The organism is Mesorhizobium sp. WSM4828, from assembly GCF_055811175.1.
In genome coordinates this window covers 65485-78117 of record NZ_JBVVQK010000018.1, presented here as the reverse complement: position 1 = coordinate 78117, position 12633 = coordinate 65485, and the positions used below count along the sequence as shown (strand labels likewise).

Below are 12633 nucleotides of genomic sequence, written 5' to 3'. Positions count from 1 at the left end.
AAGGTCATGCTCGAGACGGTGACAGCGCGTCAGAGAATCTCAAGGGGATTTGGCATGAAGAAGATTCTCACCTCGCTGGCGCTGCTTGGCCTTGTGGCCGCGGGCATCGGGGCCGCAGGCACTGGAGCCAGCGCCCAGGAAGAGGCGCACAATGAGGCGGCGCCGACGCATTTCCCGATACACGAACCGAAGGAAATGGACTGGAGCTTCGCCGGGCCATTCGGCACCTACGACAAGGCCCAGCTGCAGCGCGGGCTGAAGGTCTACAAGGAAGTCTGCTCGGCCTGCCATTCGATGAATTTGGTGGCGTTCCGTACGCTGGAAGGCCTTGGCTATTCGGACGCGCAGATCAAGACGCTGGCGGCCGAATATACGATCCATGACGGCCCGAACGATGCCGGCGACATGTTCGACCGTCCCGGCAAGCCGTCCGACCATTTCCCGGCACCATTCCCTAATGTCGAAGCGGCAGCGGCGGCAAATGGCGGCGCTGCGCCGCCCGACATGTCATTGTTGGCCAAGGCGCGCGGCGTCGAACGCGGCTTCCCGCGCTTCGTCTTCGATATCTTTACCCAGTATGCCCAGGGCGGCCCCGACTACATCCACTCGCTGCTGACCGGCTACGACCAGCAGCCGCCGGCGGGCATGGTCATACCGGAAGGCACGCACTACAATCCGTACTTCCTGTCCGGCGTGTCGCTGAAGATGCCGAAGCCGCTCTCCGACGGCCAGGTTACCTATGATGACGGCGCGCCGCAGACGGTCGACCAGTATTCGCGCGACGTGTCGGCCTTCCTGATGTGGGCGGCCGAGCCACACCTCGAGGATCGCAAGAAGACCGGCTTTCGCGTACTGGTCTTCCTGTTGCTGTTCGGTGCGCTGGTCTACCTGACCAAGCGCAAGGTGTGGGCCGGCGTGCTGCACTGAACCCTGCGATATACGAGAATGCGAGGGCGTCGAAAGGCGCCCTTTTCATTGCAGGCATGTCGATTCATCGCTGCCGGCGCAGAGCAGGCCCTTTGCCGGACAATTTTCCGTCAGGCGTCACATGGCGGTAGCCGGACTTAGCTGCACCGGGTTACGATTGGCCAATTCCCTTCACGTCTTCAGCCGAATCTGAATGGCCCGGAGAGCCGCCTGATGAAGTCCTCGCTCGAAGAGACGCTGCTTGCCGCGATCCGCACCATTCCGGATTATCCTAAGCCGGGCATCCTGTTTCGCGACATGACCACGCTGCTCGGCAATGCGCGGGCCTTCCGCCGCGCCATCGACGAACTGGTGCATCCCTATGCCGGCCTCAAGATCGAGAAGATCGCCGGCATCGAGGCGCGCGGCTTCATCCTCGGCGGCGCCATCGCCCACCAGCTCTCGGCCGGCTTCGTGCCGATCCGCAAGAAGGGCAAGCTGCCTTACGAGACGGTGCGCGTCGCCTACAGCCTGGAATACGGGCTGGACGAGATGGAGATGCACAAGGACGGTGTTTCTCCGGGCGAGAGGGTAATCCTCGTCGACGATTTGATCGCCACCGGCGGCACGGCCGAGGCGGCCGTCAAGCTATTGCGGCAGATCGGCGCCGATATCGTCGCCGCCTGCTTTGTCATCGACCTGCCGGACCTTGGCGGCCGAGAGAGGTTAGAGGCGCTCGGCGTACCGGTGAGGACGCTGATCGGGTTTGAGGGGCATTGAGCGTTTCTTCCTTCTCCCGTTCTGTGGAAGAAGGGAAGAACTCCGCTCACCCCACCTTCACCAGCACGGCACTTTCGAATTCGATGACCTTGTCGCCCGTCGAATCGAAAGCTTCCGAGCGAAGCGTCAGCAGCCGCCAGCCCGGTCGCGAGGCAATGGGGCGATGGGCCAGCGCGGTGCGGGCGAAAGTCACGGTTTCCCCGGCATAGACAGGTTTGGGCCATTTGAGGTTCTTGAAGCCGGGCGAGGGGCCGAATTCCGGCACCGGCCCAGGGCCGGGCCAGCGGGCGACCTCTGCCTCCATGCCAGCCTCGAGGTTCAGTTTCATCCAGGTGGCGGCGGTGTGCCAGCCCGAGGCACAGAGCCCGCCGAATATGCTGTTCCTCGCCGCCTCTTCGTCGATATGGAATATCTGCGGGTCGTATTTGCGGGCGAACGCCTTGATCGCCTCCGGTTCGAATCGATGCGAACCGAGCGTGACGGTGATACCGATGCAGAAGAATTCGTCGAGGCTCACGCACTGCCCTCGCGGGTGAGGAACATGACGGTGTTTTCGAGCTCGAAAACATCTTCGCCGCGCTGGTTGAACAACTCGCTGCGCATGGTAACCAGGCCAAGCCGGGGCTTCGATCTGGATAAACGCTTGGCAAGGACGGTGGTGCTGCCGCTCAACAGGTCGCCGGCCAGGACTGGCCGTTTCCATTTGACCTGGTCGACGCCTGGCGCGCCCTGCGAGGTCGAGTCAAGCAGGAAGGCATCGCACAGCATGCGCATGAACATGGCGCAGGTGTGCCAGCCCGAAGCCGCCAGCCCGCCGAGGATGCTGGCCTTGCCCGCGGCCTCGTCGAGATGCATCGGCTGGGCGTCGAACTCGCCGGCGAATTCGATGATTTCGGCGGCACTTACCAGCTTGGTGCCGAGATCGAGCGAAGCGCCCTCGACAAAATCCTCATAAGCCCAGGTCTTTGCGGTCATGATGGAAATCCGGTTCATGATTGTACGATCGCGGGTCCGGGTCCCGGATGCAGGCAGGGCGGCATTTGGTCAAGCAATTTCTACTGCGCCAGTCCGCTGCGCCCAAGCCGCAGCGGAGCTATTGATGACCCTACAGCCAGCCGCGGCGGCGGAAATACCAGAAGGGCAGGATTGCCGAAAGCACCATCATGCCGATGGCGAAGGGATACCCAAAGTGCCATTTGAGCTCGGGGATGACGTCGAAATTCATGCCGTAGATCGAAGCGACAAGCGTCGGCGGCAGGAAGATGACAGCGGCGACGGAGAAGATCTTGATGATGGCGTTCTGCTCGATCGAGATCATGCCGAGCGTCGCGTCGAGCAGGAAGCTGATCTTCTGTGACAGGAACGTGGCGTGGTCGGCGAGCGACAGCACGTCGCGCGACAAGGTCTTGATGCGGGCGCGGGTATCCTTGCTCATCCTGGTCTGCGTGGAGGCATGGGCGAGGAAGCCGGCAAGGCGCTGCAGCGAGATCAGGCTGTCGCGGATCGAGGAGGCGAGGTCCTCCTTGCGGCCAATGCCTTTCAACAGCTCCTGGAAGTCGCGGTTGCGCTTGGAAACCTTGGTCGAGCGTGCCTCGAAGATGTCGCGCGAGATCACCTCGACGTCGCGGCCGGCGCGCTCCAGAATGTCGGCGAGGCGGTCGACGATCGCCTCCAGCAGTCCGATCAGGATGGTGTCGCCGCTGGTGCAGCCGGTCGCCACCTTCTCGGCGCGCAGCGGAAAGGTCTTGAACGCCTTCGGTTCGTGGTACCGCACGGTGATCAGCCTGCTGCCGGCGAGCACGAAGGTAACCGGCGACATCAACGGATCGTCAACCTCGGTCTGGGCAGGCAGAATGGCGGTCATGAAGTAGGCGCCGTCCTCGACGTAGAGACGGCTCGAGATCTCGATCTCTTCCATCTCTTCGCGGGTCGGAACGGCGATGCCGAGCCAGGTCTCGATTGTCGTCTCTTCTTCCTTTGTCGGGTTGAAGAGGTCGACCCAGACGACAGTGTCGCTGTTTTGCAGGAGATCGTCGACCAGGCGCAGGCGATCATTGTCGACGACGAAGGCCTTGATCATCGCCGGGTCTCCCTTGCTGTTGCCAAAGAGCGTTCGTTTGGAGGGGGCGCGTCAGTCGGGTCGCACGGACACGGGCAGGTGAGGCGCGAGGCCGGTGCAGAGGCCCCTTAGACCCCGCACGACGGCCCGTCAAGCAGCGCAAGAGGCACTGCGACATCGAGCGACGGCAATGGTCGCCACTGGGCTCCCTCGCCGGGTCAGGTGTTGAACTTGAACAGCATGATGTCACCGTCCTGGACGACATACTCCTTGCCTTCGTCGCGCGCCTTGCCGGCCTCCTTGGCCGCCACTTCGCCGCCCAGCCTGACGAAGTCGTCATAGGCGATGGTCTGGGCGCGGATGAAGCCGCGCTCGAAATCGGTGTGGATGACGCCTGCCGCCTGCGGCGCCTTGGCACCCTTGTGAACGGTCCAGGCGCGTGTCTCCTTCGGCCCGACGGTAAAATAGGTAATGAGCTGCAGCAGCTCGTAGCCGGCGCGGATGACCTTGTTCAGGCCCGGCTCGTCGAGCCCAAGCGAGGAGAGGAATTCCATCTCCTCTTCGTCCGAGAGCTGGGCGACCTCGGCTTCGATCGCCGCTGAAATCACGACGGTGCGGGCGCCTTGCGCGGCGGCCATCTTCTCGACCGCCCTGGTATGCGCGTTGCCGGTAGCGGCATCGGCTTCCGCGACGTTGCAGACATAGAGCACGGGGTGAGACGTCAACAGGTTCAGCCCCTGCAGGATGCGCAGGTCCTCGGCCGAGATGCCGTTGAGCAGGATACGGGCGGGCTTGCCGTCCTGCAGCAGTTCAAGCGCCGCTTCCATCATCGGAAGTACGGTCGCTGCTTCCTTGTCCTTGCCGGCGGCACGCTTGCGGATCTGCACGATGCGGCGCTCGAGGCTGTCGAGGTCGGCAAGCATCAATTCGGTCTCGACGGTCTCGGCATCGGCGACAGGATCGATGCGGCCCTCGACATGGGTGATGTCGTCATCCTCGAAGCAGCGCAGCACATGGACGATGGCGTCGACCTCACGGATGTTGGCGAGGAATTGGTTGCCAAGCCCTTCGCCTTTCGAGGCGCCACGCACCAGGCCGGCAATGTCGACGAACGAGATGCGGGTTGGGATGATCTCCTTCGACTTGCCGATCGCGGCGATCTTCTGCAGGCGCGGGTCGGGCACCGCCACCTCGCCGGTATTCGGTTCGATGGTGCAGAACGGATAATTGGCGGCCTGCGCCGCCGCCGTCCTGGTCAACGCATTGAAGAGCGTCGACTTGCCGACATTGGGCAAGCCAACGATGCCGCATTTGAAACCCATTTTGTCTGGTCCTATCGGGAAATCGAAATTTGATCAGGGCTATGGGCGAAAGCGCCGATGATCGTCAAGGCGCAATTCAATTCAGACGCTGCGCGATGTCATCGGTGCCTATCGCCAACGAACGAACGCCGGACGTGCTCAGTATTTGCAGGAGATGCCAGAACGCGTCGACCTCGGCGGTTCCGAAATCAATGGTCAGTTGCCCGTCGAGCAATTGCACACTGTGAATGATGTTTCCGACGGTCTCCGATGTTTCACGCTCGCCATCGATATCGAACCAGCCGCGAAACCATTCGTCGAAGAGATCGCCGTCGAGCTCATTTACGGGGAATTTGAAATGAACCTCGTCCCACTTGAACGGTGAGACGAGGACATCCACTCCACCAATCCCGGCGTGAATATCCGGAGAGAATTTCACATAGGTTTCGCTGTTGATGAATTGCGGATTTGGCTGTCCGTCATTGCCGACGAAATCAATCGCGATGAGATTTCGATAGAACGAATCGACATTCGAAAACTTGATCTCGGTTGCATGCGACCCTTGGCTGTTGCGAGCAAGTTCGCCGGCAGCAGCGACGAAATAATCAACATACTTCTGTCTGATGAGGCGGACCAATTCCTGAACGTCATCCAGATCCATGGCTCAGTCCTTGCCGCCAAAAAGCTTCTTCAGCATGGCCGCCATCGGGCCGGTTTCGGGCAGCTTGGCCGCCGGCTGCTGTGGCCGCGCCTGGCGGACGTGGCTTTGCGCCTTTGGCGCCTTGGGCGGCGGGCGATCGTCGTCGCCCGTCGGCGTGAGCTTGTCGCGCAGGGCCAGCGTCACGCGGTTCATGAACGAATTGTCATCGCCCTTGGCAAGCAATCCGGCACCGTCGGCGATTGCGTCGAGCAGCACGTCCAGCCATTCGCGGTCTGCCTTGGCGAAATCGCCGAGCACATGGCCATGCACCATTTCCTTCACGCCGGGGTGGCCGACGCCGATGCGCACACGGCGAAAATCCTTGCCGACGTGCTGGTCGAGCGAGCGGATACCGTTGTGGCCGCCGGAACCGCCACCGACCTTGACCCGCACCTTGCCGGCGGCAAGGTCGATCTCGTCATAGAAGACAGTCAGCGCCGAAGGGCCGAGCTTGTAGAAGCGCAAGGCTTCGCCGATCGACTGGCCGGACAGGTTCATGAAGGTCTGCGGCTTGATCAGGATCACCTTTTCGCCGGCAAGCGTGCCTTCGGCGATCAGACCCTGGAATTTCTTCGACCAGGGCGAAAAGGAATGGCGGCGGGCGATCGCGTCCGCCGCCATGAAGCCGACATTGTGCCGGTTGTTGGCGTATTTCGCGCCCGGATTGCCGAGGCCTGCAAAGACAAGCATCGTCGCCTCCGGGCGGGAAGGAGTTACTTCTCTTCGGCGGCAGGAGCCGCTTCGGGCGCAGCCGCTTCAGTCGTCTCTTCCGCGGCCTCCGGCTTCATCGCCGAGGAGCCGGCAATGGTCGCGATGGTGAAGTCGCGGTCGGAGATCACCGGCTTGACGCCGACCGGCAAGGTGACGGCCGAAATGTGGATCGAATCGCCGATATCCGTGCCGGTGAGATCGATGGTGATGAAATCCGGGATCGCATTGGCCGGGCAGTGGAACTCGACCTCGTGGCGCACGATGTTGAGCACGCCGCCGCGCTTGATGCCGGGCGACTTGTCTTCATTGATGAAGTGCACGGGCACATCGACGTTGACTTCGGTATCCTTGCCGATGCGCAGGAAATCGACATGGACAGGGAAATCCTTGACCGGGTCGAGCTGGAAATCCTTGGGCAGAACCTGGATCTTGTTGCCGTCGACATCGATCGTGGCGACCGTGGTCAGAAACCCGCCGCCATGGATCTTGTAGTAGATGTCCTTGTAGGTCAGCGCAATCGCCAGGGGAGGCTGCTTGTCGCCGTAAATCACTGCAGGCACTTTACCGTTGCGGCGAACTGCACGGGCGGACCCCTTACCGACCTGTTCGCGCGCTTCGGCCTTGAGCTCGTAAGTATCGTGGCTCATGGCATTTCCTTTCGCGTTGTTCTGGAGCGTTCGCGGCCGGCAAAGTGCCGGGGCCGTAAACGTCGAAAGCCACCGGGCCTGCATATCCGAAAGCCGGCAGCCGCATAAGCAAGCGGACCTTTGTTCGGGATCACAAGGGAAGGCAGCCTTCCGCCGCGTTGCCTCCAAGGGTGTCTACGCGGGTGGCGGCTCTATAGCCGAAGGCGGGAAAGGGTGCAAGTCATGGCTGGCAGTCATGGCAGGCAGGTCTACAAGGGTTTGCCCCATGGCATGGCGACCACCCATGCCGATGCCATCAACGCCGACCTGCTGGCCTTCTTCAGGGCGTAAGGCCTTTCAGAACGTAACAAAAAACACCCGCCATCTGGCGGGTGTTCTTGTGTCAGGTTGTGCCGATGTCAGGCGATGCTCAAGCCGCCATCGATCAGCATTTCCGCACCGACCATGAACGGGCATTCGTCCGAAGCAAGAAAGACCACTGCGTTGGCAATTTCCTCGGCGGTTCCGAAACGACGGGCAGGCACCAGGCCGACCACAGTTTTCGCGCGCGCCTTCGCCGCTTCGGGGTCCAGCCCAAGTTTATCGTTGAGCGGCGTGTCGATCGGACCCGGGCTGATCACATTGGCGCGAATACCGCGTTCTATCAGTTCGCCCGAGAGCGTCCGGGCGAGCGAAATCATGCCGGCCTTGGCCAGCGCATAGACGTGCGTTCCAGCCATTCCCATATGTGCGTTGACCGAGCCGCTGAGGATGATCGAGGACGGGTTCGAAAACAGCGGAACGAGCGCCTTGACCAGGAAATACGGCCCCTTGAGGTCGACATCGATGCTCCTGTCAAACGCGGCCTCGGTCCAGTCGCCAAGCGGGCGCAGGTCGGCGATACCGGCATTGAGGAAGAGAGCGTCGAGCTTGCCGAAGGTTTCCTCGATCCGCCGCGCTATGTCGTTCTGGGCAGCAGCATCTCCGGCGTCGGCGGCAATGACAAGCACATCACTGCCGAGGATGGTGCGCGCCTCCTCGAGACGGCTCGCATTGGTTCCGGTGATAGCGACGCGCGCACCTTCCTCGATGAAACGTCGCGCCGTCACCAGGCCGATGCCGCTGGTGCCGCCGGTAATCAATGCGGCCTTGCCTTTTAGTCTGGACATCAGCGAATTGCCTTTCCTGGCGCGGAGCGCTGCGAAGCATCAGGGCTGAGCCCGGTATGTTCAACTTGAAGGCGTTGCTGACCAAAATTTTGCCTTCAGGGGTGGACCCTCTCTAACAGGCTTTTCACCCCGCGTGTGGTGAAAGAATCATCGAGGGCGCGGCAACTGCCGCGCCCTCGTATCAATTCCGAAAGATGAACTGATTAGCTGGCCGCCGCCTCCACCTTCCTCGCTTCCTTCATGTTAGGCAGGAGGACCGTCAGTAGCCCGAGTAGCGGCAAATACGAGCAGACCTGGAAGACGAAATCGATGCCTTTCATGTCGGCGACGACGCCAAGCACGGCGGCGGCGATGCCGCCCATGCCGAAGGCGAAGCCGAAAAAGATGCCGGCGATCATGCCGACCCGGCCGGGCACCAGTTCCTGGGCGAAGACGACGATATTCGAGAAGGCCGAGGACAGGATCAGGCCGATCAGCACGGTGAGAACCATCGTCCACTCGAAATTGGCGTAGGGCAAGGCCAGGGTGAAGGGCAGCACGCCGACGATCGAGAACCAGATCATCGCCTTCTGCCCGTAGCGGTCGCCGAACGGGCCGCCGAGCAGGATGCCAAGGGCCGAGGCGCCGAGGAACAGGAACAGCATGACCTGCGACATCTGCACCGAAACGCCGAATTTATGGATGGCATAGAAGGTGTAGTAGCTGGACAGGCTGGCGATGTAGGCGTTCTTCGTCAGCACCAGCAAGGTAAGCACCAGCAGCGCGCCCATCACCTTGCGGCGGGGGAAGGGCGAGACGAAGCCTGCCGCCTTGCGGGTGCTCTGCGCGGCACGCAGGCGGCTGTACCAGCCGCCGACCTGCCACAGCACGACGATGCCGACCAGCGAGCCGCCTGCGAACCACGCAATACTGGTCTGGCCGAAAGGCACGACGATGAAGGCTGCCAGCAGCGGCCCCATCGCCTGGCCGAAATTGCCACCGACCTGGAACAGCGACTGCGCAAGACCGAACCTGCCGCCGGAAGCGAAGCGGGCGATGCGCGAGGATTCCGGGTGGAAGATTGCCGAGCCGATGCCGATCAGCGAGGCGCCGATCAGGAGCAGCGAATAATGTCCGGCATAGGCCAGCACGACCAGGCCGATCAGCGAAGAGGCCATGCCGTATGGCAACGAATAAGGCATCGGCCGCTTGTCGGTGATCATGCCGATCACCGGCTGCAGCAAGGATGCCGTCACCTGGAAGGTGAAAGTCAAAAGGCCGATCTGCCAGAAATCGAGGCCGTAATTGTCCTTCAGCAGCGGATAGATCGCCGACAGCAACGACTGCATGATGTCGTTGATGCAGTGGCAGAAGCTCACCGCCAGGATGACGGTGAAGGCCGTCGCCTGAGCTGAAATGTGGCTGGCCGCTGCCGGCTTGGCGTCGGCGGTTGCTGTGGTATCGGTCAAGGCAGGCTCCGTGGTCTTTTGGCGGGCGCTCCCGCAGGCGGTCTTATGGGCCGGCTGCCTTATACGTTGCTTGTCACGCGACTTCTTTCGTGGTTTGGTCCAATAGTTTCGCAAGTGGGCCATAGCTGATGCCGCATGGCAGGGAAATGTTCAGAGCGGGCGATACCGATCTCGGGCTGTTGCATGAGCGTCGCTGGCAATGGCTGGAGCAGGCCGTCGGGCCGGCGGTGGCGCTGCCGACCGAATATCCGGACGGCTATCACGTGCCACGGCACCATCATAGCCGCAGCCAGTTGCTGCACGCGCTGGTCGGTGTCGTGCTGGTGACGACGCGGCATGGGCGCTGGATGGTGCCCCCCGACCACGCCATGTGGATCCCCGCCGGCACCGAACATTCCGTCGAGATGCTGGGCGACGTCAGCATGCGGTCCGTCTATGTGATGCCGGAGGCCATTCCGGGCCTGCCTGACGGGTTGCGCGTCGTCGGCATCACCGACCTGATGCACAGTCTGATCGTGGAATCGGAAAAGCTGCCGCAAGGCGCCGAGTTGGAGGGGCGGGGTGGGCTGATCATGAAGCTCCTGCTGCACGAAATCCCGAACCTGCCGGAACGGCCGCTCGGCCTTCCGTTCCCGTCCGATGCAAGGCTGGCGGCGCTGTGCCGGCGCTTCGTCTCGGCACCATCACCGCATGCGACGATCGATGAATGGGCCGCTATCGTCGGCATGAGCCGCCGCTCTTTCACCCGCGCGTTCCACCGCCAGACCGGATTGTCGCTGTCGACCTGGCGTCAGCAGGCCTGCCTGTTCGCGGCGTTGCCACGGCTGGCCGACGGCGAGCCGATCACGAGGGTGGCGCTCGATCTCGGCTATGACAGCGTGCCGGCGTTCATCACCATGTTCAAGCGCATGCTGGGAGCCTCGCCACGCGGTTATATGCAGGGCGCCCGTGATGCTGGCGAAGGTGTGCGACGAATAAGCGGTCCAGCTCGGCCTGAGTCGCAGCCCTAAAGGGCGTCGCGTTCGGCCGGCCTCATGCGCCGCGCTTTGGGTTCTTGTTTTTATGCATTTCGTTATCGCAAAACCGCTGCACAGTTTTGCGCGACACGCATTAATCGAACAGGCTCGACACCGATTCCTCGGTCGCCGTGCGCGAGATCGCCTCGCCCATCAGTTCGGCGATGGAGATGACGCGGATATTGGTGGCGTCGAGCACTGCCTGGGTCGGCTGGATGGAATCGGTAATGACCAATTCCTGCAGTTTCGAGGCGCCGATGCGGGCGATGGCACCGCCGGACAAAACGCCATGGGTAGTATAGGCGGTGACACTGGTGGCGCCGTCGGCAAGCAGCGCATCGGCCGCATTGCACAGCGTGCCGCCCGAATCGATGATGTCGTCGATCAACAGGCAATCCTTGCCGCGCACGTCACCGATGACGTTCATGACTTCCGATTCGCCGGGGCGCTCGCGGCGCTTGTCGACGATGGCAAGTTGGGCGTCGATGCGCTTGGCGAGCGCGCGGGCGCGGACCACGCCGCCGACATCCGGCGACACCACCATGACATTGGCAAGCTGCTTGTATTTTGCCTTTACGTCGCGGGCCATGACCGGCACGGAAAACAGATTGTCGGTCGGGATGTCGAAGAAGCCTTGAATCTGGCCGGCATGGAGATCCAGGGTCAGCACCCGGTCGACGCCCGCCCTGGTGATCATGTTGGCGACCAGCTTGGCCGAGATCGGTGTGCGGCCGGAGGCGCGGCGGTCCTGCCTGGCATAGCCGAAATAAGGAATAACCGCAGTGATGCGCTTGGCCGAGGAGCGCATGAAGGCGTCGATCATGATGAGCAGTTCCATCAGATGATCGTTGGTCGGGAACGAGGTGGATTGCAGGATGAAGACGTCCTCGCCGCGCACGTTCTCCTGGATCTCGACGAAGATTTCCTGGTCGGCGAAGCGCCTGACACTGGCCTTGCCCAGCGGAATGTTGAGGTAGCGGGCGACTGATTCGGCCAGCACCCTGTTGGAATTGCCCGCGAAGAGCTTCATGCACCGTTCCTGGCGAAGGATTGAGAGACTCCGATAGCACTCCAGCCTCTTAGTCGGGCTTTTAGCGGCCCGCGCCGGTATTGCAAGCGTCGTGAATGGGAATCCGCCGGCTAATCTCAATAAACGCTTACGGCTTGAGCATGCGGCGATAGAGCCAGTTCCATGCCGGCGGAATCGGGCTGGCGCTATCTTTGTGTTTGAGCATGATCTTTCCGAAAACCGGATTCCACTTTTCGGAATCATGCTCCAGGTCAGCCGGCGCCGCCGCCAAGCCAGGTGGCGAACTGGTCGATTGTCTGGTCGGCAATTGCCTGCATGGTCGCCGGCGCGACCGCCGCCCAGCCTTCGCCGCCGCCGACGGAGGGCGCCTTCTGCTGGCCATTGATGCGATGCAGCCGGTTGCCGGCCGGGTCATAGATGTCCCAGACGTAGATGACGGTGGTGTCCTTGCCTTCCGTCATGGTCGAGAAATAGCCCTTGAGCACATGCGTTGGGGTCTGGTCGGTGCTGCCGGCCAACGTGATGCCGCGCTGCCTGGCGCGTGTCTGAAGCTCGGCAGTCAGCGGTGTCGCGGCTTCTACCGAGGCGCCGACGATCGGCGCCACCTGCAGCCGGGTCCGCGCAATGGCAGCCGCGCTTTTGGCGGGCGGCACGGCCGCTGCAGCGGAAGGCTGCGCTGTACCTGCAGTTTGCGCGGTGCCGGCAGGCTGAGCCGGGGTCGCGGGGGGCGTTGCGGCACCTCCGGCTCCGGAGAGCGATTGCGTCGACTGCGGGGCAATGGCCGAGGGTTCGAGAACGTCCTTCGCATTGGTGCAGGCCGCCAGTGCCAGCGCCACGAGCAATGACACGGTCGTCACATGCGATCGTCTCATTAGCCTGAAAACTCC

General features: G+C 62.2%; 14 protein-coding genes and 1 pseudogene. 4 read left to right on the top strand and 11 right to left on the bottom strand.

Features of this window, described 5'->3' with window-relative positions; all coding sequences use genetic code 11:
- Nucleotides 1–54 precede the first annotated feature (54 nt).
- Together AC0L2X_RS20440 and AC0L2X_RS20435 are read left to right on the top strand one after the other, a co-directional pair.
- Complete coding sequence (locus AC0L2X_RS20440; protein ID WP_473559006.1) at nucleotides 55–927, top strand: cytochrome c1; 873 nt, start codon at nucleotides 55–57, stop codon at nucleotides 925–927.
- Nucleotides 928–1140: 213 nt separating this feature from the next.
- On the top strand, nucleotides 1141–1686 hold the full coding sequence (locus AC0L2X_RS20435) for an adenine phosphoribosyltransferase (RefSeq protein WP_473600272.1): 546 nt from the start codon (nucleotides 1141–1143) through the stop codon (nucleotides 1684–1686).
- 46 nt (nucleotides 1687–1732) lie between these two features.
- Here AC0L2X_RS20435 and AC0L2X_RS20430 read toward each other — a convergent pair whose 3' ends face one another.
- The 7 genes from AC0L2X_RS20430 to AC0L2X_RS20400 form a co-directional block, all read right to left on the bottom strand.
- A complete protein-coding gene (locus AC0L2X_RS20430) occupies nucleotides 1733–2203 on the bottom strand; it encodes a MaoC family dehydratase (RefSeq protein ID WP_473559008.1) in 471 nt (156 codons plus the stop codon).
- Nucleotides 2200–2661 carry a MaoC family dehydratase gene (locus AC0L2X_RS20425; protein ID WP_473559010.1) on the bottom strand — a complete coding sequence of 154 codons (462 nt, stop codon included), beginning with the start codon at nucleotides 2659–2661 and terminating at the stop codon, nucleotides 2200–2202. Before AC0L2X_RS20425 ends, AC0L2X_RS20430 begins: the two co-directional genes overlap by 4 nt.
- A gap of 130 nt (nucleotides 2662–2791) precedes the next feature.
- Complete coding sequence (gene corA / locus AC0L2X_RS20420; RefSeq protein ID WP_473559011.1) at nucleotides 2792–3766, bottom strand: magnesium/cobalt transporter CorA; 975 nt, start codon at nucleotides 3764–3766, stop codon at nucleotides 2792–2794.
- 197 nt (nucleotides 3767–3963) lie between these two features.
- Nucleotides 3964–5067 (bottom strand): redox-regulated ATPase YchF, encoded by a 1104-nt coding sequence (ychF, locus tag AC0L2X_RS20415; RefSeq protein WP_473559013.1) that lies wholly within the window; start codon nucleotides 5065–5067, stop codon nucleotides 3964–3966.
- 76 nt (nucleotides 5068–5143) lie between these two features.
- Nucleotides 5144–5707, bottom strand: a complete 564-nt coding sequence (locus AC0L2X_RS20410) for a hypothetical protein (protein WP_473559015.1) — start codon at nucleotides 5705–5707, stop codon at nucleotides 5144–5146.
- A 3-nt stretch (nucleotides 5708–5710) separates the two neighbouring features.
- Nucleotides 5711–6436 (bottom strand): aminoacyl-tRNA hydrolase, encoded by a 726-nt coding sequence (pth, locus tag AC0L2X_RS20405; protein ID WP_473559017.1) that lies wholly within the window; start codon nucleotides 6434–6436, stop codon nucleotides 5711–5713.
- A 23-nt stretch (nucleotides 6437–6459) separates the two neighbouring features.
- Complete coding sequence (locus tag AC0L2X_RS20400; protein WP_473559019.1) at nucleotides 6460–7104, bottom strand: 50S ribosomal protein L25/general stress protein Ctc; 645 nt, start codon at nucleotides 7102–7104, stop codon at nucleotides 6460–6462.
- A 243-nt stretch (nucleotides 7105–7347) separates the two neighbouring features.
- Here AC0L2X_RS20400 and AC0L2X_RS20395 point away from each other — a divergent pair.
- A pseudogene (locus tag AC0L2X_RS20395) lies at nucleotides 7348–7434 on the top strand (alpha/beta fold hydrolase); the annotation flags it as partial.
- A gap of 68 nt (nucleotides 7435–7502) precedes the next feature.
- On the opposite strand, the gene AC0L2X_RS20390 reads toward AC0L2X_RS20395, so the two are convergent.
- Both AC0L2X_RS20390 and AC0L2X_RS20385 read right to left on the bottom strand, forming a co-directional pair.
- On the bottom strand, nucleotides 7503–8252 hold the full coding sequence (locus AC0L2X_RS20390) for an SDR family oxidoreductase (RefSeq protein ID WP_473559020.1): 750 nt from the start codon (nucleotides 8250–8252) through the stop codon (nucleotides 7503–7505).
- Between the two features lie 203 nt (nucleotides 8253–8455).
- Entirely contained in the window at nucleotides 8456–9700 is a 1245-nt protein-coding gene (locus AC0L2X_RS20385) for an MFS transporter (protein WP_473559022.1), read from the bottom strand.
- Nucleotides 9701–9828: 128 nt separating this feature from the next.
- Between AC0L2X_RS20385 and AC0L2X_RS20380 the strand changes: the two genes are divergently transcribed.
- Nucleotides 9829–10710 carry an AraC family transcriptional regulator gene (locus AC0L2X_RS20380; protein ID WP_473559024.1) on the top strand — a complete coding sequence of 294 codons (882 nt, stop codon included), beginning with the start codon at nucleotides 9829–9831 and terminating at the stop codon, nucleotides 10708–10710.
- Between the two features lie 100 nt (nucleotides 10711–10810).
- On the opposite strand, the gene AC0L2X_RS20375 is transcribed toward AC0L2X_RS20380, so the two are convergent.
- A complete protein-coding gene (locus AC0L2X_RS20375; RefSeq protein ID WP_352489004.1) occupies nucleotides 10811–11746 on the bottom strand; it encodes a ribose-phosphate pyrophosphokinase in 936 nt (311 codons plus the stop codon).
- 251 nt (nucleotides 11747–11997) lie between these two features.
- Nucleotides 11998–12618 (bottom strand): hypothetical protein, encoded by a 621-nt coding sequence (locus AC0L2X_RS20370; RefSeq protein ID WP_473559026.1) that lies wholly within the window; start codon nucleotides 12616–12618, stop codon nucleotides 11998–12000.
- Nucleotides 12619–12633 lie beyond the last annotated feature (15 nt).

Coding starts and splice junctions, on each gene's coding strand:
- AC0L2X_RS20380 (WP_473559024.1), top strand. CDS start 9,829: ATGCCGCATGGCAGGGAAATGTTCAGAGCGGGCGATACCGATCTCGGG.
- AC0L2X_RS20425 (WP_473559010.1), bottom strand. CDS start 2,661: ATGACCGCAAAGACCTGGGCTTATGAGGATTTTGTCGAGGGCGCTTCG.
- AC0L2X_RS20390 (WP_473559020.1), bottom strand. CDS start 8,252: ATGTCCAGACTAAAAGGCAAGGCCGCATTGATTACCGGCGGCACCAGC.
- corA (WP_473559011.1), bottom strand. CDS start 3,766: ATGATCAAGGCCTTCGTCGTCGACAATGATCGCCTGCGCCTGGTCGAC.
- ychF (WP_473559013.1), bottom strand. CDS start 5,067: ATGGGTTTCAAATGCGGCATCGTTGGCTTGCCCAATGTCGGCAAGTCG.
- AC0L2X_RS20440 (WP_473559006.1), top strand. CDS start 55: ATGAAGAAGATTCTCACCTCGCTGGCGCTGCTTGGCCTTGTGGCCGCG.
- AC0L2X_RS20400 (WP_473559019.1), bottom strand. CDS start 7,104: ATGAGCCACGATACTTACGAGCTCAAGGCCGAAGCGCGCGAACAGGTC.
- AC0L2X_RS20410 (WP_473559015.1), bottom strand. CDS start 5,707: ATGGATCTGGATGACGTTCAGGAATTGGTCCGCCTCATCAGACAGAAG.
- pth (WP_473559017.1), bottom strand. CDS start 6,436: ATGCTTGTCTTTGCAGGCCTCGGCAATCCGGGCGCGAAATACGCCAAC.
- AC0L2X_RS20435 (WP_473600272.1), top strand. CDS start 1,141: ATGAAGTCCTCGCTCGAAGAGACGCTGCTTGCCGCGATCCGCACCATT.
- AC0L2X_RS20370 (WP_473559026.1), bottom strand. CDS start 12,618: ATGAGACGATCGCATGTGACGACCGTGTCATTGCTCGTGGCGCTGGCA.
- AC0L2X_RS20375 (WP_352489004.1), bottom strand. CDS start 11,746: ATGAAGCTCTTCGCGGGCAATTCCAACAGGGTGCTGGCCGAATCAGTC.